This window comes from Paraglaciecola sp. (assembly GCF_030730205.1).
In the GTDB taxonomy this organism is placed as follows: Bacteria; Pseudomonadota; Gammaproteobacteria; order Enterobacterales; family Alteromonadaceae; genus Paraglaciecola.
Map to the genome: position 1 here is coordinate 30515 of NZ_JANQVQ010000045.1, position 21659 is coordinate 52173.

Here is a 21659-nt window from a genome sequence, read left to right on the forward strand (position 1 = left end):
GATGCTGACCATACCAACACAGCAATTACAGTTGATTTTGCAAAAGCGCCGACAGAAGCAAGTAAAAAGCCTGTTAATCGCCACCTTGCTGGGCTTTTGCATGTTACTTGTCGGCATACAAACTGGCAGTGTTCAGCAGTCTGTATCGGTCTTGATGGATATTGTGCTACAAAAATTTCACCAACAAGCCCTTAGTCAAGAGCAAACAATTCAATGGTATATCTTTGCCGAATTGCGCGCACCGCGAATGATAATGGCCATGTTGGTGGGTGCCTTATTAGCCATGTCTGGCTGTGCTATGCAGGGTTTGGTAAGAAATCCTTTGGCAGACCCTGGCTTAATTGGTATCTCTGCTGGGGCCGCGGCGGCGGCGGCCAGTGTATTAGCAGTGACTAATCACTTTCCTGATATTGTTTTCAGTGGCTATTATCTGGTTGCGTTGGCAGCTTTTCTCGGTGCGCTACTTGCCGTATGGTTGGTCATCGTGATTGCACGAAGCCCCGCTGGCATGGCCATTTCCACTTTAATTTTAGCAGGCGTTGCTGTTAATGCCGTGGCCACTACCCATATTGGTGCCATCAGCTATATGGCCAATGATGATGCGCTGCGTCAAATCACCTACTGGACCATGGGCAGCCTTGGTGGCATAAACTGGTCTAAAGTCGTCTTTGTAGGCGCATTTTTCCTCCCTGTATGTTATCTGTTTTTGCACCTGCGCCAAGCACTTAATATGCTAGCCTTAGGTGAAAACGAGGCACAGTGTATGGGTCTAAATGTCAGTAAATACAAGCGCTTAGTCTTGTGGCTTGTGGCATTTTCAGTGGCCTTAGCCACGGCATTGTGCGGTATAATCGGATTTGTTGGCTTAGTTGTACCGCATATTGCGCGCTCCTTATTTAGCGCAGACCATAAATACTTAATGCCTGCCTGCGGCGCATTGGGCGCCATCCTAATGTTGGTTGCTGACACTATTTCACGCGCGTTATTTGCGCCAATAGAGATACCCATTGGTATCGTCACATCTGCTATTGGAGCACCTTTTTTCTTGTATTTATTAACGAGAAACAAGTCGAGAGGTGTCTATGCTTAAACTCGAAAACCTCTCTTTACATCACGGAAATACTCACTTATTAGAGGATCTATCATTGCACGTTCAAAGCGGTGATTTTGTTGCTGTGATTGGCGAAAATGGCTGTGGAAAATCCACTTTATTAAGTTGTATTGCTGGTTTACATAAGCACTATCGCGGCACACTTCTCTTTAATGGGGTGCATTTACATCAATGGCACATCAAACAATTGGCGAAGTTCCGGGCCTATGTCAATCAACATAGCCAACTGCAATTTGCTTTTCTAACCGAAGAGGTTCTGCAATTAGGCCGTGCAAATCAGCTTGAAAGCCAACAACAAAGTAGTGCTGTTATATGTGAAATAGCAGAAATGCTCAGTATCAGCCATCTCTTTGGGAGAGATATTCGAACCTTGTCAGGCGGTGAGCGCCAACGGGTGTTTATCGCCAAAGCTTTAATTCAATTAGTGCCACAACAAAACGAAAAAATCACCAACTACAAGGATAAATTATTGTTGTTGGATGAGCCCACCTCAGCCCTCGATTTTCGTTTTCAAAAAGCCATGATGGACCTTGTGCATTCCTTTTGTCAGCAAGGCTTGGCCGTTATTTGCGTAAGCCATGACATCAATTTAGTGCTGCCATACGCAAAGGAAGTCATGTTGCTGGCAAACGGACGTTGCTTGGCGTCAGGCAGCGTCGCTCAAGTGATTACCAGCGAAAATTTGAGGCAGTGTTTTGGCATCACCCCAAGACTGATAACTCAAACTGGCGCAGCTCCTTACATTACCCATTGATTTTTATAGGATAAGAAATGAAGAACCAACATCATATTTTTAATGCTAAAACCCTTGTTCGCCAGCAACATTCGGGGGTGCTCAGTACACTTTCTGTGTCGCTACCGGGCTATCCCTTTGGCTCAATAGTGCCTTATTTTATGACGAACGAGGGCAATATCATTATCTACATCAGTCAAATAGCCCAGCATACTCGCAATATTAAAGCAGATGCTAAAGTGTCTATGACCCTATTTGATGCGCTAGAAGATGATTCTCAAGCTGCAGGTCGAGTCACCCTATTAGGCGACGCCAAGCCAGTAGATAGTGACGAGTTGATGGTGCAATATTTAGCACTTTTCCCGCAATCACAGAGCTACAAACAAACCCATGACTTTCAGCTTTACCAAATCGACGTGCAAAGGGTGCGCTTCATTGGTGGCTTCGGTCAGATATTTTGGATAAGCAAAGAAGATTGGCTAATAACAAGCACAAATTGGCAGCAAATCAGCCACGGTATTGTGGCTCATATGAATGAGGATCATCAGGATGCGATGCGCGCTATAATCGCCCATCAATTTAACTATAAAGCCAGTTCGGTGATGATGGTTTCAAGCTTCCAAGAAGGGGCTCATATTCGCGCCGACACGCATAATTACTATCTCCCTTTTTCAGCATACTGCACTACAGCACAAGAAGTAAGACAGCAGTTAGTAGACTCAACCCAAGCAGCCAGAGCAGCCTTAGCCTCCAACTTGTGTTTGGCCTAACGGCATCATCACTAGGGCGAGAAGTCAGTTTCTACGCCCTAGTTTTTATTGAAAAACGATTAACCCTGCTGGAGCTGCTTAATTCGCTCATCAAGCGGTGGGTGACTAGAAAACAGTTTTTGTACCTTACCCGCGCTAATTGCAAAGGCGGCCATTTCATCTGGTAAAGGGGGCGCATCTTGATTTTGTTTGAGCCGTTGTAACGCAGCAATCATGTTGTTACGACCCGCTAGCTTGGCACCGCCTGCGTCAGCGCGAAACTCACGATAGCGAGAGAACCACATCACAATCATTGAGGCAAAAATACCCAATATAATTTGTGCCACGATAGACACAATCCAAAACGCGGGGCCATGGCCTCGTTCAACTTTAAACACCACGCGGTCAACCACATGACCAATCACGCGAGACAAAAACACCACGAAGGTATTTACCACACCTTGGATGAGGGTTAAGGTCACCATATCGCCATTCGCTACGTGGCTCACTTCATGAGCTAACACCGCTTCAATTTCATTTTTTGACATGTTGTGCAACAAGCCTGTGCTCACTGCAACCAAGGCATCATTTTTATTCCAGCCAGTGGCAAAGGCGTTAGGGCTGGCATGATCAAAAATACCCACCTCTGGCATACCAATATTGGCACGCTCTGCCTGTAATTTTACCGTTTGCACCAACCACCTTTCAGTTTCATTGCTGGCCTGTTTAATGACATGAACACCCATAGTGCGTTTGGCCATGAACTTAGACAGCAACAAAGAAATAATCGAGCCACTAAAACCGATGACTGCCGAATAAACCAACAAGGCTTGCAAGTCTAAATCAACGCCGTTTTGCGCTAACAAGCCCTGAAATCCAAATAAACTAAACACCAAACTAATCAGTGCCATCACAGCAATGTTAGTGGCGAGAAACAACAGAATTCTGAACATATTTACTCCTTAGTTGATTCCTGAGATATGGAGTTAACTGATGTACGGCACAAGTGATTTAGAAAAATATTTTCACGTGTTGGACCCACTGCATTCAATCAGGTTTTGTCAGCACATTTAATCTGTTTTTCACCAATGTGGTATACATTGTTTACTGCAACATAGACTGTCGAGACAATGGCAGAAGTAGGGATGATAATAAGTGATAAAAACCGGTCATTCCATTCATAAAAACTGGTATCTCCTTCTAGAAAAATTAACCACTTTTAAGTTTCGGAACTTCTATAAGCATCATTGCTTTGCTTAATACCAAGTTATCCTTACTATAAATACAGTAAGTAAACGAAGGCGCACTTACTAATGACTTTTATAAAATAACACAGTCGGTTAATTTAAATACTTAAAGTAAAGCCGGTTTTATGCTTCGGTGTAAGCAGAAGTCATATTCAAAAGGAATGTTGCATGAAGCTATTTTTAGTCTTTTTCTATCTGACTTTAATAAGCATATTTTGCCACGCTAATGATGGGATAAACGATTCCAGAAGCTGTTTCAGAGGATCATTTGAGAGTCACGAAAGTTGGTTCGCTTATTCAGCTACAAAAAAGAATTTTAACAAAGAGCGATTCTTAGCATACTTTCCAAAAAGTAAATTCAATGAGCGAAAAGACACATTGGAATGTGTCGATTTCACGTATCAGGTTGACGGTTTAACCATCGAAGGTTACTACCTTAAACCTAAACAGCATGATAATAAAAAGTTACCACTTGTGATTTTTAACCGAGGCGGTAACGCTGACTTTGGGTACGTGGGTTTTAATAAAAAGATGGACTTTATTGCCGACATTGCAACGCACGGTTATGTGGTGATTGGCAGTCAATATCGTGGTGCCAGTACGCGTTTTATTCAAAATAATGGTAACGATGAGTTTGGTGGCAATGATGTAAACGATGTTATCGCGCTCGTTACATTAGCCGAATCTATACCAAATGTTGATAGCGCTAACATTGCATTGGTTGGCTGGAGCCGTGGTGTTATGCAATCTTATCTAGCGGCAAAAAAATTAAAAAATGTTAAGACGATAGTGGCCATTGCCGGTAACGCAGATGCAGAAAAAGCCTTAGCAATACGCCCTGAAATGGAGCGAGTTTATCAGGCCAGAATACCGGATTTTCAAAGCGACAGAGCTAACCAGCTAGCCCAACGCTCAGTAATAAAATGGGTCGATAGGCTACCAGCTGATATGCCAATTTTATTGGTGCATGGCTCAGAAGATGAGCGCGTGAATGTTGAACAATCACTTATGTTGGCCGCAGTGTTGAGTGAACAAGCTTACCCGCATAAATTGGTTATTTTTGCTGGCGGTAATCATGGCTTAGATAAAAATAGGTCAGAGCTGATTGAGCTGACAATCAATTGGCTGGATAACTACCTTAAACCTAAGTAGTTGGTGATGTTAACCGGCTAATTCGCTGTACCAGCAATTTTTAGTTTTTTACAAAATTTTTGTCACACATTCTTTAGTCGTCGTGCCTTTACTTTGTACCCACTCTACAACGTTAAAGGAAGACCTAGAGATGAAAACCCTACTGCAAACTATATGTATCCGCAGATCGTTCAAATTTAAGCTTATATTCACGACAATATTTATCGCCTCAATCGTTTTTCAGCTATTGGCTAATGGCCTCGTGTTTGCTGAAGAAAGGTCCAAGAATCAATTTACGGTGAGGGTGGTAGGCCAAGGTAAACCGGTGATATTGATCCCGGGGTTAATGTCAGATGCACGCGTTTGGCAAGGTTTAAGTACAGCGTTAGCCAAGCATTATCAACTGCACTTAGTAAACCTAGCGGGCTTTGGCAAAACACCTGCCATTGAGCGACCCTCCTTGCATGACGTTAAAACGCAACTGCTCAGCTATATTGAGCAAAACAAGTTACAAAATCCAGCTGTGATAGGCCATAGCTTGGGGGGTTTTATGGCGTTTTGGTTAGCGAGTAGCCAACCCGATAGTATTGGCGCGGTGATCTCCATTGACGGCCTACCCTATATTGGCCCAGTATTTACCCATAGCAATACATCAACGGTGACAAGTTTGGCTGCACAAGCAACACAGTATAGAGACATGTATCAGTTAATGTCCCAGCAGCAACTCAGCGCGCAAAGTCGTTACGGTTTGGCTATTCAAGCGACCAGCGCAGAAGCGCAAGCCAAGGTCATGGCTATGATAGCGACGTCTGACCCAACAACAGTAGGTGAAGCCATTTACACGCTGTTAAGCACGGATTTACGCCAAGATATTGCCAACATAAAAGCACCGACAATGTTGCTAGGTGCCTCTGGTGGTTTTGATAATAAGGCGCAACAAGCAGCAGCTGAGCAACTTTATCAAGAGCAATTAGCGGCGCTGCCTAAGGCCAAACTTAAAATGAATACTCAGTCACGTCACTTTATTATGTTTGATGACCCACAATGGCTGAATGCACAAATACGTGAGTTTTTAGGAGCAACATTATGAGCATCAGTTCTAACCTAAATGACACACTATTCGCCGACGTAGAAATGGCTCAGCAAGGTGATAAACAGGCTTTTTCACGCCTAATTCAACAAACAAGTAGGATGGTCAGCAGCATTGCTTTGTCAATTGTGAAAGATTTAGACAGCAGTGAAGACGTGGCGCAGCAAGTCTACATTGGCGCTTGGCAACAATTGGATAGTTTGCAAAACAGCAAAAGCATATTGCCTTGGTTACGCCAAATGACGCGCTACAAAGCTTTAAACTTTTTACGTGACAACAAAGTAAAACAAAAACTAGACAGTGTGCAGGCGGACTTGTTGCTATCACAATTTTGCGACCCTGAAGAAACGTTAGATGTCGCCCTTGAACGCGACCAACAAAGTGCCATTGTCCGTGATTTTATACAGCAACTACCTGAAGAAAGTCGCGAAATTGTGTTGCTATATTACCGTGAAGACCAATCAAGCCAGCAAGTCGCCCGATTATTAGAACAAAGCGAAGCCAATATTAGGCAGAAGCTGTCGCGAGTCAGAAAATTACTACAAGAACAGATATTGGCTAAACATGGCCGTTTATTGTTGTCTACTGCGCCAACCATTGGATTGAGTAGTTTAGTTTTGGGCGCGCTCACTACCAGCAGCCCAGTAGCTGCCGCCACCCTAGCTGGCAGTGCGGCGAGCGGTAAATCAGGCTTTTTGGCTAAATTTGCTGCCTTACTCGGCGGCTCAATGTTCGGGGCACTTTTTGGTATCATTGCCATCCGCCTCAGTACGGTACTGTTACTTAAAAAAATAAGTCGCGAGGAAGCCAAACAACAGGTTCTACACTACCGTAAACATATGACTGTCTGGATTCTTTTTGGTGGCATATTGCTCACTCTAGCTTATGAGTTAACTGCAGGATGGTGGGCACCTGTCTGTGCTTATTCGCTATTTGCTGCTGGGGTTATTGTCTTAGTGAGAAGAATGCATAGGTTAATTGAAATCGAGATTTATTCAGTTCCAAGCCTTGATCCAAAAGAATTGCGCAGTAGAAAGATCCAACGCTTTTGTGGCCTCTGGGGCATGGTGCTGGGTATAGGCATGGGTTTTGCTGGATTATTGATTGGCTTAGTAAATAGCGGTCGATTGCCACTGTAACAGTGGCAATCGTATATCTTAAACCAATTACATGAGTGCCAACATACTTTCTGCATCACTGACGTCAAATTTTCCAGGGGCTTCAACGTTAAGGATTTTAACCACACCATCTTCTACTAACATGGCATATCGCACTGAACGCGTGCCACCAAAAGTACCGGTTTCTTTGGCAAGACCCACTGCCTTGGCAAAATCTGCCCCGCCATCAGCCAACATAATTAAATGTTCAGCATTATGTAAATCGCCCCAAGCGGTCATTACAAACGCATCGTTCACTGAAGTGCACACAACTTTATCTATGCCTTTCGCGTTAAATTCATCAAACAAAGTCACATAACCGGGTAAGTGTGCTTCTGAACAGGTTGGAGTAAATGCTCCAGGTACAGCAAACATCACGACTTTTTTACCACTGAAAATATCTGCCGTTGTAGGGTTTGAGTTAATACCATTCTTACGTAAACTAAACGTGACTTCAGGTAAGCTATCTCCGACTTTAATCATAATTCTCTCCTTTTTCCTTCATTAATTTTTAGCTTGTAATAAATCCCATTTATTGCCTTCACAATCACGAAATATCACTACTGTGGCATAAATTTCCTCTCGTGGCTGCTCTAAAAACGCCACGCCTGCCGCTTGCATTCGCTGATAATCTCGCCAAAAATCATCGCTTTGCAAAAAAAGGAATACGCCATCCCCCCCTTGCTTACCTACAAGTTGCTTTTGCTGCGGATTGGCTTTACATAAAACCAAAGCGCTACTTGATTCAGCGCGTGTCGCTGGTGCAACACGTACCCAACGCTGCTCTTCATTAATTGCCACATCACACAACAAGGTAAAACCCAGCTTGTTCACATAAAAATCGATAGCGCGATCATAGTCAGTAATTAGTAGGTTAATATTGCTTATCATCATAAACCCGCTTCCTTGATTGTGAGACTCAGATAAATATCAAAGCGGTTAGCTTTGCCTTGTAATTCAAGCTGCGGTTTTTTGTCAGCTAAATACGGTGCGCCGGCGGGACGTTTAACCACGACGCGTTTTTTAGCTAAGGCTAAGGCGGGTGCAAGTAAAGCATCAGCATCTTCATCAGGGCCGAGTAATTGCTGAAATAAACGCATTTCCTTTTTTACTGCTGCTGATTTTTTGCGATGCGGGAACATCGGGTCAAGATACACCACATCAGGACGCTCACCTTGCCAATTTGCCATGATATTAACCGCAATACCATGTTGTAGGCTCATTCGTTGTGGCAACCAGCCAGCCAGTTCAGCATGTTCACCAGCCCGTTGTAAACCATCAGCCAATAGTGCAGCCACGGCAGGTGAGCGCTCAATGAGTTGCATCTTACAACCAAGACTCGCCAGAACAAAAGCGTCACGACCTAAGCCTGCTGTCGCATCTAGTACACTCAAAGCGGTTTGTCCTTTTAAGCCCACCGCTTTGGCAATCGCCTCTTTTTTACCGCCGCCATGTAAACGGCGAAACGTTAATGCCTCGGACGCAAAATCGACTAGCACTTCCCCTACTTTAGGCTCGTCTAGTTGCTTGAGGCCCAAATGGGTTTCGCTTTGTACTAACACCAAACCTTGATGGCTCATTTCAACAAAGGGTAAGCCCCATTGTTGAGCGGTTTGTTGCGCCTTGATCCGGAGGATTTCAGTGGCATGTTCCGCCACCGTAACGGGAATACAATCAGTAGTTTGTGACATATTAGGCATGACCAAAGTGTGCTTTATGAGCGAGCCAACGGTTGATAATTCCTTGGGCGTTGGCTGGGTAATGTTGCCAAAGGTGCTGCGCCATATTTTGAACTTGCGGTATCAACTCAGCATCACGGATTAAATCGGCAATTTTTAAATCGGCCAAACCGGTTTGTTTGGTGCCAAGTAGCTCGCCCGGCCCTCGTATTTCAAGATCTTGTTGGGCGATATAAAAACCATCATTTGACTCACGCAATACCGATAAGCGCTTACTGGCAGTTTTTGACAAAGGGCTTTGATACATCAGCACACAATGGCTTTCTACCGAACCACGCCCTACACGACCTCGAAGTTGGTGCAACTGCGCTAAACCTAGGCGCTCTGGGTTTTCAATGATCATTAAACTGGCATTGGGCACATCTACCCCGACTTCAATCACCGTAGTGGCTACTAATAAATCAAGATTACCGGCTTTAAACTCCGCCATGATGGCTTGTTTTTCAGCTGCTTTTAAACGGCCATGGACTAAACCCACTTTAAGTTCTGGCAAAAGGGTCGTTAAAATGACGGCGGTGTCTTCAGCCGCTTGGCTTTGTAAAAACTCTGACTCTTCAATCAAAGTACACACCCAATAAATTTGACGATGCTGCTCAACAGCGGCATTGCGCACCCTGAGGATCACTTCATCACGACGAGTATCGGGTAACACCACCGTTTTAACTGGCGTACGACCGGGTGGCAGTTCGTCAATAATTGAGGTGTCTAAATCTGCGTAGGCAGTCATGGCTAAAGTTCGTGGAATAGGCGTAGCCGTCATAATTAACTGATGGGGAAATCTGCCTTGAGACTCGCCTTTTTCTCTTAGCGCTAAACGCTGCTGAACCCCAAAACGGTGTTGTTCATCCACAATCACCAGCGCCAAATTAGCAAAGTGCACATGTTCTTGAAAAATGGCATGAGTGCCAACCAGCATCTGAATATCGCCTGATTGCAAAGCAGTAAGTGCTTGCTCACGGGATTTTGCCTTCATCTTGCCTGCCAACCAGCCTACTTCAATACCGAGTGGTGCTAACCATGACTTGAAGTTATTCGCGTGTTGCTCAGCTAATAATTCAGTGGGAGCCATTAACGCTACCTGATACCCCGCATCAATGGCAGATAAGGCCGCCATCACGGCGACTAGGGTTTTACCTGAGCCCACGTCACCTTGCACTAAACGCATCATGGGCCGATTAATTTGCATGTCTTGCTGAATATCCTTTAATACTCGGCTTTGTGCATTCGTAGGCGAAAAAGGTAAGTTGCTTAAAAACTGTTGAAGCAGTGCCTTACTGGGTTTAATCATATAACTTTGATGCTGCTGACTTTGCGCCCTTACTTGCAAAACACTCAGATGATGAGCAAGCAGCTCTTCCATGATCAAGCGCTGCTGGGCTGGATGCTTACCCTGCTCTAACAAAGTAAGCGTGACGTCAGGTGGCGGACGGTGCACCAGCTGCAAGGCGTCAACTAAGCGTATTTGTTGTTGATACAAGCCATCGGGTAGCAATTCAGCCAAGCCCCCTTTATGCACTAGGTTTAAAGCCTGCTCTGTTAGGTTTCGCAGGGTAATTTGCTTGATGCCATCTGTGGCAGGGTAAACCGGTGTGAGCGATTCTTGAACTGGGGAGGGATTATCTAAATTTACCAGTTTGTATTCAGGATGCATGATCTCAAAACCAAACTTGCCTGCTTTAACTTCACCAAAGCAACGTACTGTTTTTCCCACTTCTAAGTTATTTTTTTGCGCCGCACTGAAATGAAAGAAACGTAAGGTCAAGGTACCGGTACCGTCACTGACTCTGACAATTAACATGCGCTTACGACCAAACTGCACATCACAAGACATGATTTCGCCTTGCACATTGGTAGATAAGTGCGGCTGTAAATCGACAATAGGATAGATACGGGTGCGGTCTTCGTAGCGATGCGGCAGGTGAAACAATAAGTCCTGCACATTAACGATGCCCAGTTTAGCTAAATTTTCTGCTACTTTGGCTCCAACGCCTTTTAGCTCAGAGACCAGTGTAAAGGCTAGGCCGCGCATGAATTCCTTGTTAAACCGGGCGCTAATAAACGCAATTATGTGACAATTTGAACGGCATAATACAACAAATGCGACAAAAGGCTTACCGGATATTTGGCATCCATTGAAAAGGAAAAACCCAGAAAATAGCTCAACCGAATAGATTGAGCTTAAGCATTACTTGAATACTGATGTTTTTCTGAGTTGAATGACTGGAACGTTATTGCAGTAATTGCGCAGCAGATAGCAGAAATTCTGGCGATAAACGTTCTTTAAAGTCAGGGTTAACAAAGCTAAACTTCACTTTTCCTTTAGTATCGAGAATAAATACTGCGGGTGCGGGTAGCACTGCCTTGCCGCTTTTATCTTGTTGATTTAAGTCGATATCCCAGCTGGTTTTATATTTACTGGTAGTTTGATCATCAACATAAAAAGCAATACCAAAACCTTTGATCGTGTCTAAGCTGGCATCTGACAACAAGCGCACAGTAAATTTTTCTTGTAATTTTTGGGCTTGTAATTGAGCAGGGGTTTCAGGTGATACGGCAATAATTTGATAACCTAAAGCATCTAATTGCTCTTCGATATCCTTTAGGCCCGCTAACTGACGATTACAGTAAGGGCACCATCCACCACGATAAAAAATGATAACAGACGGTTTTTCTAAGGTCAGTGCTTTTAAACTCACTGGCGCCCCATCAACCGTTAAAAGCGTACTATTAGGCACACTTTGGCCGATTAATAATGGGCTAACGTCATCAGCAACATCAGCTATTTGAGTGCGATCAAAAGCACTCGCTGCTTGTGTCAATAAGCTTGTGCATACAACAAAAATTAAAACAAGTAGTGAATATTTCATGGATTCCTCAATAAAAAATAAGATTCACTGTGGTAGACCTAGGCCAAAGCAAAATACTTTCATCGATAAGTCTTGTTTAGGGCCTGTTAAACTTTGTGGTATAAATTTTGTTCAATCTACACGCTTTTTAAGCGCGGCCTCGATTTGTAGGCCTAGTGAAACTCTGTTGCGGGACAAGTCAAAAATCAGTCACAAAGAGTAAAAAGCGTTTGTGCTACATTTCTACCATTTCATCACCCATTCAAGTAGAACAACTACATCACATTCGTGCTTCATTGTTTAAATACTGTACAACTCGCTGCAAAAACATACCCCAAAGGTCAACTGGCTCCAGTCTGTATTGCATAAAACCAATAGATAAATATAAAAAAGGCCATCTAAGATGGCCTCATGCTAATGGATATTGCCTAAGGCAATAAAACGGTATCGATAACGTGTATCACACCGTTTTTAGTTTTTAAGTCAGTTTGTACTACATTGGCATTGTTGAGCATGACTCCAGCGTCGCTGGCTTTAATCATGACAGTGCCGCCTTGTACTGTTTTAGCCTGTGTTAATTTCACCACATCTTTGGCGTACACTTCGCCAGCAACAACATGGTAAGTTAACACGGCAACTAACTTGTCTTTGTTTTCTGGCTTTAACAGCTCTTCTACTGTTCCGGCAGGCAGTTTTGCAAACGCTTCATTAGTAGGAGCAAATACCGTAAAAGGTCCAGCACCTTGCAAGGTATCAACCAAACCAGCGGCTTTAACAGCTGCAACTAGAGTTGTAAAAGAGGAATTACTCGCTGCGGTTTCGACGATATCCATTTTAGCTTCGTCATGATGACCTGCTATAGCAGGTGCAGCTATTAGTGACAGTGATACTACGCTTGCAGAGATAAATTTTAATAGAGTGCTTTTCATATTTTTCCTTAATTTATGTAGATAATTCATGTTGCTTTTACGACGCAGTAAGCCATTTTAAAGAGTGGCTTAGCGCATTAATTAACACTCCATTGATACCGTGCAAAGCAGCACTTTGATCAAAAATTATATTAAGAAATATTAATAAAATTCAGATACTTAAATAACATTAAAAAGAAAACCAAGAAGACGTAGCCACACTATACGTGATAACAAACAAAAAAGATTAGAGTGATTTTTGCGCAGGTGAAAGGCGTAGTATTGAAATGAAAAGGCTAACGACTGGGGGTAAATTGTACTTGTTGCCACCAGCTAGGGTCGGCCACAATTTTACCCGCGGCATCAATCGGTGGATGACTGATCCCCTTACGTTCACACAAGGCATACAGGCGCGGAAAGCCGCCTTTGAACAGCAATAACTGGCGTTGCTCATAACTTAATTGCGCCTTGTTATACATTCCTGCTTGTTGACGTTGACGCTGGGCTTCGTAAAGGATTAAGGCTGCAGCAACAGAAACATTCAGTGATTGCACCATGCCAACCATGGGAATGATGACTTTTTTGTCTGCCAACGCAACGGCTTGTGGTGTCGCGCCAAACTTTTCTTGGCCGAGTAATATTGCAGTGGGTTTGGTGTAATCAATATCCCGAAAATCAACCGCATCCTCGGCTAAATGGGTGACTAACACTTGCATATCTTGCTGATGAAAATATTCAACGGCGTTTTCAATGGTGCTATGACGCTGGGTAAATACCCAATCTTCGGCGCCCATGGCCGTATCTTTGCGCATCAAATGTTCTTCACGAGATACCGCATGCACTGTATGAATGCCTACGGCGTCACAGCTACGAAGCACCGCAGATACATTATGAGGTTTATGCACTTGTTCCAAGCAGACAGTTAAGTCTGCTTGGCGCAAGTCAACAAAGCTTGATATGCGTTGGTAACGTTCGGCTGACATAGTAGTGTAGGCCGCTTCGTTACTTTTAGAACGGATAGGCATATTCCCTTACTCAGGTAATTCCATCACACCGTCTATTTCAATTTGAGCTCCACGAGGTAAGGCACTCACTTGCACTGCAGCACGTGCAGGGTAAGGTTGCTTAATGTATTGGCTCATGATCTCGTTCACTGTCGCAAATTTACCCAGGTCAGTTAAGTAAATATTCACCTTAGCTAAATCGGCAGTAGAGCCACCAGCTGCTTCACATACAGCGGTGATATTTTTAAATACTTGGTGTGCTTGTTCAGCAAAATCTTCTGACACCATCTCCATGGTTTCAGCAACTAGAGGAATTTGGCCCGATAAATAAACGGTAGTGCCACATTTAATAGCTTGACTGTAGGTACCAATAGCTTGTGGTGCCTGATCAGTGTGAATTACAGACTTAGACATGTTAACCCTTCTTTATTAGTTAGACGTTCGTCGACTTGGAGTGTCTACTTTGACTATGTCGCGATACGCGTTGGACTTCTGGCATGATCCGAATTTTGCGCATGACATTGGCCAATTGCACTCGGTTTTTCGTTGTTAGCTCGATATCGATGTAATAGATATTGCTTTCTTTTTCTTCGGTTTGCAGGCTGATGATGTTCGAACCACAGCTGGCAACCGTATTCGTAAGTGTAGCTAAAGTGCCTTGATGATTAACCAGTTCAATACGCAGTGCTGCATTAAATTCACCACTTACATTGCTGTCCCATTGCATCACCAATACACGATGTGGCTCTTCGCGGCTTAATTTACGAATATTACTGCAGCCGTGCTGATGAATAACCATGCCTTTGCCAGGACTGAGTATGGCCACGATTTCATCACCAGGAATAGGGTGACAACAGCGGGAATAAGAAACCAGTAACCCTTCAGTACCTCTGATTGCCACCTTTAATTGTTTGTCAGATAAATGTTGTGAGTCACCCAATAAACGACGCGCAACAATAATACTGAGTTCGTTGCCTAAACCGATATCGGCGAGTAGTGCATCAAAATTATCATGTTTGGTTTCTGAAACGACACGATTGATATCGGCTTGTGGGATCTCATCTAATTTTACCGTGCCTAGTGCATGACGAAGAAGGCGATTACCCATTATTACCGCTTCTTCTGAGCGCTGATTTTTCAAATAATGACGAATATGTGCCCGTGCTCTCGCACTGACCACAAAATTTAACCAATTCGCGTTCGGTTTAGCTCGCGGTGAAGTAATAATCTCAACCGTTTGCCCATTTTCTAGTGGCTTACTTAAGGAAAAAGTACGTCTCTCTACTTTTACACCAACACACGAGTTACCCACATCGGTATGCACTGCATAAGCAAAATCAACTGCAGTAGCGCCCATAGGCAATTCGATAATACGGCCGTCTGGAGTGAAAACATAAATCTCGTCGGGAAACAAATCCGTTTTGACGTTTTCAATAAACTCAAACGAAGAACTCGCGCTTTGCTGTAATTCAATTAACGACTGCATCCACTTACGGGCTCTTACCTGTGCGGTGGTATCATTTACGTCATCAGAATCTTTGTACAGCCAATGGGCCGCGACTCCTTTATCTGCCATTTGATCCATGGCCAGGGTACGAATTTGTATTTCGACCGGAATACCGTGCGGACCAATCAACGAGGTATGTAAAGACTGGTAGCCATTCGTTCGCGGAATCGCAATATAATCTTTAAAACGACTTTCGATGGGTTTATACAAACCATGCATCGCCCCCAGCGCGCGATAACAATGATCAACACTTTCTACAACCACTCTAAAGGCATAGATATCCATCACTTCGTTGAACATCAATTCTTTGTTCTTCATTTTGCGATAAATAGAATACAAGTGTTTTTCGCGGCCACTGGTTGTGGCTTCAATGCCCGCAGCGGCGAGTCGCGATTCGACTTCTTTGCGCGTGTTTTCAATCACTTCTTTGCGGTTACCACGGGCTTGTTTTACGGCCCCTTTTAACGCTCGGTAACGCAGTGGATACATGGCTTGAAAACCTAAGTCTTCAAGCTCATTTTTAATTTCGTGAATACCTAGGCGATGTGCAATCGGGGCATAAATTTCAAGAGTTTCGCGCGCTATGCGGCGGCGTTTATCTGGACGTAATGAACCCAAGGTCCGCATATTGTGCGTGCGATCAGCCAACTTAATCAAAATAACGCGAATATCTTTGACCATGGCCATGATCATTTTTCGGAAGTTCTCAGCCTGAGCTTCTTGGGTACTACTAAACTGAATTTTATCTAACTTACTGACACCCTCAACCAGTTCACCCACAGTTTGACCAAACTGGGCACTTAAGTCGTCTTTGTCGTGATGCGTGTCTTCAATAACATCGTGTAATAACGCTGCCATCAAGGTTTCGTAATCAAGGCGCATGTCAGCCAATATACCGGCCACTGCAACAGGGTGCGTAATGTAAGGATCGCCACTTGAACGCATTTGCCCGCTATGTGCATCACGTGCTAATAAAAACGCACGTTGAATGTCCGCAACCCTATCGGGTGGCAGATAGCTCTCAAGTTTTTGTTTTAAGCCCTCAAACAAATACACAAATTACGCTTTTAGTCAGTGATGAATACAGCAAGAATACGGGGATTTTGTTTACAAGCCAACGGCTAAACACAGAGAATGTTTAGCCTTGCTATAAAAAAATAGAATTAATGCTCAGAAAGGATGTTTGCAACTGATGCGAATTCAACACGATCTTGTTCATGTTGATCACGAATGCTTTGCTCTTCAAGGGTTTTAGCGTTAACTAAACCTTGCTCAATTTCACGTAATGCAATTACGGTTGGCTTGTCAGTGCCTCTTGATACTAAAGGATCTTTTCCTTCAATAGCTATTTGACGAGCACGGCGAGCTGCCACCAAAACTAAATCAAATCGATTGCCAATTTTATCTACAGCATCTTCAACTGTTACGCGAGCCATGATGATTTCCGTTAAATGTTTATTGAAAAAAGGTCGCATAGTGTACTGATTTATGCGCCCGTTTAAAAGCAATTTGATCGATAAAGCACTAATCAGATCGACTTACTCCTCATCAACAAATCACTTGTGGCTAATTTCCTCTTATGTTTATACTAAAAGCTCTTGTCGGAGTGCCTAAGGGCTGAGACCGTTAATTCGGGATCCGTTGAACCTGATCGAGTTAGTACTCGCGAAGGAAACAAGCGTGATAGCGCTAATTGTTCATGAAAGTGAATCTAATTGGTTTTCATCATTTTGCTAACAACTGTATTTTTGTGCCACATCAAGCGGCTGAAAATAAAGCGTTGTTAGTGCTTTTCAACACAATACTTCTCCAGACAAGCAACTTTCTTTTTAACTACAAGTGAGATTGCTAATGTCAAATCGTCGTCAAACCCGTGCCCAGGCACAACAATTTATTGAAAATTTAAAACCCTTATTACACCCCAATTCTAAAAAAGTGTATTTGTCAGGCTCTGTGCACAATATCAAAGTGGGCATGCGCGCTATTAGTCAAGCAGATACTTTTCTCGGGGGCACTGAAGATTCCCCAATCACCGAGTCAAATCCCGACATTATGGTGTATGACTGCGCAGGCCCCTATTCCGATCCAGATGCAGAAATTAACGTGCACCAGGGCTTAAGCAAACTCCGTCAGGCATGGATACTGGCAAGAGGTGACGTAGAACAACTTAACCAAGTCAGTTCACACTATACCCAACAGCGCCTTGCTGACGATGGCCTTGATCATCTCAGGTTTGATGCCTTACAAACACCTCTTAAAGCTAAACAAGGTAAATGCGTTACCCAAATGCATTACGCCAGAGCCGGTATGATTACACCAGAAATGGAGTACATTGCTCTGCGTGAAAACATGGCCCGCGAGCACGTAGGTGACGGCGTATTAACGCAAAAGGCGCCTGGCAATGCCTTTGGTGCCAATATTGGCAAGCCCATTACCGCGGAATTTGTACGTAACGAAGTGGCCCGTGGACGAGCGATTATTCCGCTGAATATTAACCACCCTGAGGCCGAGCCCATGATCATTGGTCGAAACTTTTTGGTGAAGGTCAACGCCAATATTGGTAACTCAGCGGTTACATCGTCAATTGAAGAAGAAGTCGAAAAGCTAGTATGGTCAACACGCTGGGGCGCCGATACGGTAATGGACTTGTCGACTGGGCGTTATATTCATGAAACCCGCGAATGGATTATTCGCAACTCCCCTGTGCCTATTGGTACGGTACCCATATATCAAGCCTTAGAAAAAGTAAATGGTGTGGCCGAAGACTTAACCTGGGAAGTATTTCGCGACACGCTAATTGAGCAAGCTGAGCAAGGCGTAGATTATTTTACTATCCACGCTGGCGTGTTGCTGCGCTACGTACCCATGACCGCCAAACGCCTTACGGGCATAGTGTCCCGTGGTGGTTCTATCATGGCCAAATGGTGTTTATTTCATCATAAAGAGAGCTTCTTGTATCGCCACTTTCGTGAAATCTGTCAAATCTGTGCGGCCTATGATGTGTCACTGTCTTTAGGTGATGGCATGCGCCCAGGCTGTATTGCTGATGCTAATGATGAGGCTCAGTTTGCTGAATTAGAAACCCTCGGCGAGCTTGTAAAAATAGCGTGGGAATACGATGTGCAGACCATTATCGAAGGACCTGGCCATATTCCCATGCAACTGATTAAAGAAAATATGGACAAGCAACTGGCGATTTGTAGCGAGGCGCCGTTTTATACTTTAGGCCCCCAGACTACTGATATTGCGCCGGGTTATGATCATTTTACTTCGGGCATTGGCGCGGCATTAATCGCTTGGTATGGTTGTGCCATGTTGTGTTATGTCACTCCCAAAGAGCACTTAGGTTTACCCAACAAAGAAGACGTTAAACAGGGTTTAATGGCATACAAGATTGCTGCACATGCCGCCGATATCGCCAAAGGACACCCTGGCGCGCAAATTCGCGACAACGCCTTGTCTAAGGCACGCTTTGAGTTTAGATGGGAAGACCAATATAACTTAGGCCTTGATCCTGATACTGCGCGAGCTTATCACGATGAGTCTTTACCTCAAGAATCCGCCAAAGTTGCGCATTTTTGCTCGATGTGCGGCCCTAAATTTTGCTCAATGAAAATCACTCAAGAAGTCAGAGATTACAGCGCCAAACAAGCCATAGAAGTAGAGCCAGACGCCAGTCGATTAGTAGACAGTCGCATGCTCAACGAACAAGAACTTGAACAATATATGCAAGAAAAGTCGGCTGAATTTAGGGCACAAGGTGCGCAGATTTATGCCCCGCTGTCCCAGGCGTTGACAAAAGAGCCGGTATAAAGATGGCGACCTTCGATGCAAAGTCGCAGGCGGTTCGCCCCATTGTATGGAGCATCGCTGCTTCAGACAGTGGCGGCGGCGCTGGCATTCAAGCAGATAGCCTGACTATCAACGATTTAGGCGGACATGCCTGTAATATTGTCACCGCGATTACTGCGCAAAATTCACTTGGTGTAAAAGACATGGTCGCTACCTCGGTGGCCATTTTGGCGCAGCAAGTCAACTGTTTACTGGAAGATATGCCGCCAAAGGCGATAAAAATTGGCGTACTGGCCAATGCGCAGCAGGTACGCTGGTTGAGTCAATGGCTCAGTGAGACCTTTGCTAATTACCAACAGCAGCTTCAAGTGTCAATACCCATCATTTGGGATCCTGTGATGCTGGCAACCACGGGCCAAAGCTTAACCGATAAAGACGCCCCGCCGCTACTAGCCGACTATTTGCACTTAGCCAAACAAGTGAGTTTGCTGACTCCTAATGCCCAAGAGCTTAGGTATTTACTTAACGCAGATGTGGCCGTTGAGCATACTGAACAGTGGTGGTTATGGCTTGAAATACTGGCTCATTCAATACGCAGCAATGTGCTGTTGACCGGCGGTGGTATGCAGCAAGGTTATGCCGTTGACTGGATGATGGTGCATGACATTGCCTATAGCTCAGAGCAACATCAACACCAAATTGTGGGCTTTAAAAGTGCCGCCATTAATACGCCCCATCAGCATGGCACCGGCTGTACGTTTTCATCGGCTATCGCCACCGTTTTGGCCCTCGATTATCCTATGCTTGATGCAGTATGTGTTGCAAAAGCGTATGTTAACCAAGGCTTGTTAGCAGGCTATAAAGTAGGACAAGGGGCGGGCGTACTTGCCAGAAACGGCTGGCCGCACACTTTATCTTTATTCCCGACAATTACCTTACCCCACGTTGCTCTGTTACACACCCATCAGCCCCTAGATTTCGCGCCAGTGACGACTCCACTTAACATATACCCCGTGACAGAATCCTTAGGCGTGCTCAAGCAAGTGCTTGAAGCGGGTGCTCGCACGGTGCAACTAAGGGTCAAATCCACAACAAATCAATGGGAGCTTGAGCAACAAATAAAAGAAGCGGTTGCCTTAGGTACACAGTTTCAGGCGCAGGTGTTTATTAATGACCACTGGCAGCTCGCAGTAAAATACGGGGCATTTGGTGTGCATCTTGGACAAGAAGACCTACTTCAGGCCGACTTAACGTGTATTGCCAATGCAGGTCTAGCATTGGGGCTGTCGTCTCACGGCTACTTCGAGTTGCTCATTGCTCAACAATTACACCCAAGTTATTTGGCCCTTGGGCACATATTTGCAACGCCCACCAAAACCATGCCATCACAGGCACAGGGCCTAATTAAGCTCAAGCGATACTGCCAGTTACTCAGCGGCAAACTGCCCTTAGTCGCCATCGGCGGCATTAACGCCGATAACCTTGCACAGGTCAAAAGAACGGGCATTGGCGATGTCGCGATTGTGCGCGCCATAGAACAAGCACCGTGCCCTGCTAGTAGTTGGCAATATTTGCAACAGCAATGGGAGATGCAAGCATGACAACATCACTCAGTGAAACGCGCTTTGTCCACTACTACCGGCAAATCTTACTACCAGAAGTGGGGGAATCTGGCCAACAAACACTCCTGCAAAGCCATGTATTAATTGTAGGAGTGGGCGGCTTAGGCACACATGTTGCTCAACAACTGGCGGCGGCGGGTGTGGGGCATCTTTACCTGATGGACAATGACAAGGTTGAACGCTCAAATTTACCACGACAAGTTCTTTTTGCCGCGCCCGATATTGGCCAAAACAAAGTCGATATTGCTAAAAGGCAAATCCACCAGCACAACCCCGATGTCCATGTTGTTGCATGGCCTTGGCACTTTGATCTTGACTCTGTCGCTATATTTATTCAGCAACAGCCGCTACTATCAGCCGCCCTGCACCAGCAAAAACTCACGGTATTGGATTGCTCTGACAATTTAACCACTCGGCACAGCGTTAATCTGTGGTGCGTTGAGCACAAACTTGTATTGGTGAGCGCCGCCGTGAGTGCCTTTTGTGGCCAATTGCTGCTGGTGGATCTGCAAAACGCCCAGCACGCTGGGTGTTATCGCTGCCTATTTAACGAGCACGCTATAACGCAAGACTGCCAAAGTATGGGCGTTTTGGGCCCGACAGTGGCAGTGGTCGCCAGTATGCAAGCCGCGCTCACCCTTAAACATATTCTGAGGGTTGGCGCAGCTGACGATCACCTGCATGTTTATGATGGATATACCCTTAGTTGGCGAAAGCTAAAACGCCAGCGTGATAGACATTGCCCAGTATGTTGCACGCCATCCAACTCCCCTATCTCACACCAACGAGAGGCGTCGTTATGATTACTGTATATTTTAATAGTCAGCCACTCTCAGTGCCTGCTGATACCAACTTGCGCGATATCTTAGCGCTAGTTGCAACTACTCAACAATCGCATGAGGCGTTCGCGAATGTTGCCGCCGTAGTAAACGAATGTATTGTGCCCAAAAGCCAATGGCCGCACTACCAATGCCAAGCCAGCGACAATATTGAGTTATTCGCTGCCGTAGCGGGAGGGTAAGC

At 44.7% G+C, this 21659-nt stretch carries 21 protein-coding genes and 1 riboswitch; of the genes, 10 read left to right on the forward strand and 11 right to left on the reverse strand.

Features of this window, described 5'->3' with window-relative positions:
* Position 1 precedes the first annotated feature (1 nt).
* The 3 genes from NWQ57_RS04060 to NWQ57_RS04070 are packed head-to-tail and all read left to right on the forward strand — an operon-like array spanning position 2 to position 2614.
* Positions 2 to 1090 (forward strand): FecCD family ABC transporter permease, encoded by a 1089-nt coding sequence (locus tag NWQ57_RS04060; RefSeq protein ID WP_372340883.1) that lies wholly within the window; start codon positions 2 to 4, stop codon positions 1088 to 1090.
* On the forward strand, positions 1083 to 1865 hold the full coding sequence (locus NWQ57_RS04065; protein WP_306020809.1) for an ABC transporter ATP-binding protein: 783 nt from the start codon (positions 1083 to 1085) through the stop codon (positions 1863 to 1865). The genes NWQ57_RS04060 and NWQ57_RS04065 overlap by 8 nt, the downstream gene beginning before the upstream one ends.
* A 17-nt stretch (positions 1866 to 1882) precedes the next feature.
* Positions 1883 to 2614: a HugZ family protein gene (locus tag NWQ57_RS04070; protein ID WP_306020811.1), complete on the forward strand. Its 732-nt coding sequence runs from the start codon at positions 1883 to 1885 to the stop codon at positions 2612 to 2614.
* 59 nt (positions 2615 to 2673) lie between these two features.
* On the opposite strand, the gene htpX is transcribed toward NWQ57_RS04070, so the two are convergent.
* Positions 2674 to 3546, reverse strand: a complete 873-nt coding sequence (htpX, locus tag NWQ57_RS04075; protein WP_306020813.1) for a protease HtpX — start codon at positions 3544 to 3546, stop codon at positions 2674 to 2676.
* Between the two features lie 462 nt (positions 3547 to 4008).
* Between htpX and NWQ57_RS04080 the strand changes: the two genes are divergently transcribed.
* The 3 genes from NWQ57_RS04080 to NWQ57_RS04090 all read left to right on the forward strand — a co-directional run bounded on the left by NWQ57_RS04080 (position 4009) and on the right by NWQ57_RS04090 (position 7200).
* On the forward strand, positions 4009 to 4992 hold the full coding sequence (locus tag NWQ57_RS04080; protein ID WP_306020814.1) for a S9 family peptidase: 984 nt from the start codon (positions 4009 to 4011) through the stop codon (positions 4990 to 4992).
* Positions 4993 to 5122: 130 nt separating this feature from the next.
* On the forward strand, positions 5123 to 6061 hold the full coding sequence (locus NWQ57_RS04085; protein ID WP_306020815.1) for an alpha/beta fold hydrolase: 939 nt from the start codon (positions 5123 to 5125) through the stop codon (positions 6059 to 6061).
* Positions 6058 to 7200 (forward strand): RNA polymerase sigma factor, encoded by a 1143-nt coding sequence (locus tag NWQ57_RS04090; RefSeq protein ID WP_306020817.1) that lies wholly within the window; start codon positions 6058 to 6060, stop codon positions 7198 to 7200. The genes NWQ57_RS04085 and NWQ57_RS04090 overlap by 4 nt, the downstream gene beginning before the upstream one ends.
* Before the next feature lie 27 nt (positions 7201 to 7227).
* Here the strand turns inward: NWQ57_RS04090 and NWQ57_RS04095 are convergent, their stop codons facing one another.
* From NWQ57_RS04095 to rpoZ, 10 genes are all read right to left on the reverse strand, one after another.
* On the reverse strand, positions 7228 to 7701 hold the full coding sequence (locus tag NWQ57_RS04095) for a peroxiredoxin (protein ID WP_306020819.1): 474 nt from the start codon (positions 7699 to 7701) through the stop codon (positions 7228 to 7230).
* Positions 7702 to 7722: 21 nt separating this feature from the next.
* Positions 7723 to 8112 (reverse strand): VOC family protein, encoded by a 390-nt coding sequence (locus NWQ57_RS04100; RefSeq protein ID WP_306020820.1) that lies wholly within the window; start codon positions 8110 to 8112, stop codon positions 7723 to 7725.
* On the reverse strand, positions 8109 to 8918 hold the full coding sequence (locus NWQ57_RS04105; protein WP_306020822.1) for a class I SAM-dependent methyltransferase: 810 nt from the start codon (positions 8916 to 8918) through the stop codon (positions 8109 to 8111). The genes NWQ57_RS04100 and NWQ57_RS04105 overlap by 4 nt, the downstream gene beginning before the upstream one ends.
* A complete protein-coding gene (gene recG, locus NWQ57_RS04110; protein WP_306020824.1) occupies positions 8911 to 10986 on the reverse strand; it encodes an ATP-dependent DNA helicase RecG in 2076 nt (691 codons plus the stop codon). Before recG ends, NWQ57_RS04105 begins: the two co-directional genes overlap by 8 nt.
* Positions 10987 to 11185: 199 nt before the next feature.
* Positions 11186 to 11824, reverse strand: a complete 639-nt coding sequence (locus NWQ57_RS04115; RefSeq protein ID WP_306020825.1) for a peroxiredoxin-like family protein — start codon at positions 11822 to 11824, stop codon at positions 11186 to 11188.
* A 407-nt stretch (positions 11825 to 12231) separates the two neighbouring features.
* On the reverse strand, positions 12232 to 12732 hold the full coding sequence (locus NWQ57_RS04120; RefSeq protein WP_306020826.1) for a fasciclin domain-containing protein: 501 nt from the start codon (positions 12730 to 12732) through the stop codon (positions 12232 to 12234).
* Positions 12733 to 13007: 275 nt separating this feature from the next.
* Entirely contained in the window at positions 13008 to 13694 is a 687-nt protein-coding gene (gene trmH / locus NWQ57_RS04125) for a tRNA (guanosine(18)-2'-O)-methyltransferase TrmH (protein WP_306020858.1), read from the reverse strand.
* Between the two features lie 48 nt (positions 13695 to 13742).
* Positions 13743 to 14129 (reverse strand): RidA family protein, encoded by a 387-nt coding sequence (locus NWQ57_RS04130; RefSeq protein ID WP_306020827.1) that lies wholly within the window; start codon positions 14127 to 14129, stop codon positions 13743 to 13745.
* A 19-nt stretch (positions 14130 to 14148) separates the two neighbouring features.
* Positions 14149 to 16278: a bifunctional GTP diphosphokinase/guanosine-3',5'-bis pyrophosphate 3'-pyrophosphohydrolase gene (spoT, locus tag NWQ57_RS04135; protein ID WP_306020828.1), complete on the reverse strand. Its 2130-nt coding sequence runs from the start codon at positions 16276 to 16278 to the stop codon at positions 14149 to 14151.
* Positions 16279 to 16385: 107 nt separating this feature from the next.
* A complete protein-coding gene (gene rpoZ, locus NWQ57_RS04140; protein ID WP_306020830.1) occupies positions 16386 to 16658 on the reverse strand; it encodes a DNA-directed RNA polymerase subunit omega in 273 nt (90 codons plus the stop codon).
* A 156-nt stretch (positions 16659 to 16814) separates the two neighbouring features.
* Positions 16815 to 16913: riboswitch (TPP riboswitch) on the forward strand.
* 160 nt (positions 16914 to 17073) lie between these two features.
* Between rpoZ and thiC the strand changes: the two genes are divergently transcribed.
* The 4 genes from thiC to thiS are packed head-to-tail and all read left to right on the forward strand — an operon-like array spanning position 17074 to position 21657.
* The gene (gene thiC / locus NWQ57_RS04145; RefSeq protein ID WP_306020831.1) at positions 17074 to 19035 is read left to right on the forward strand and encodes a phosphomethylpyrimidine synthase ThiC; all 1962 of its coding nucleotides are present in this window, start codon (positions 17074 to 17076) and stop codon (positions 19033 to 19035) included.
* Between the two features lie 2 nt (positions 19036 to 19037).
* On the forward strand, positions 19038 to 20615 hold the full coding sequence (locus NWQ57_RS04150; protein WP_306020833.1) for a bifunctional hydroxymethylpyrimidine kinase/phosphomethylpyrimidine kinase: 1578 nt from the start codon (positions 19038 to 19040) through the stop codon (positions 20613 to 20615).
* Positions 20612 to 21439: a HesA/MoeB/ThiF family protein gene (locus NWQ57_RS04155; RefSeq protein WP_306020834.1), complete on the forward strand. Its 828-nt coding sequence runs from the start codon at positions 20612 to 20614 to the stop codon at positions 21437 to 21439. The genes NWQ57_RS04150 and NWQ57_RS04155 overlap by 4 nt, the downstream gene beginning before the upstream one ends.
* Positions 21436 to 21657 (forward strand): sulfur carrier protein ThiS, encoded by a 222-nt coding sequence (thiS, locus tag NWQ57_RS04160; protein WP_306020837.1) that lies wholly within the window; start codon positions 21436 to 21438, stop codon positions 21655 to 21657. Before NWQ57_RS04155 ends, thiS begins: the two co-directional genes overlap by 4 nt.
* Positions 21658 to 21659: the final 2 nt, after the last annotated feature.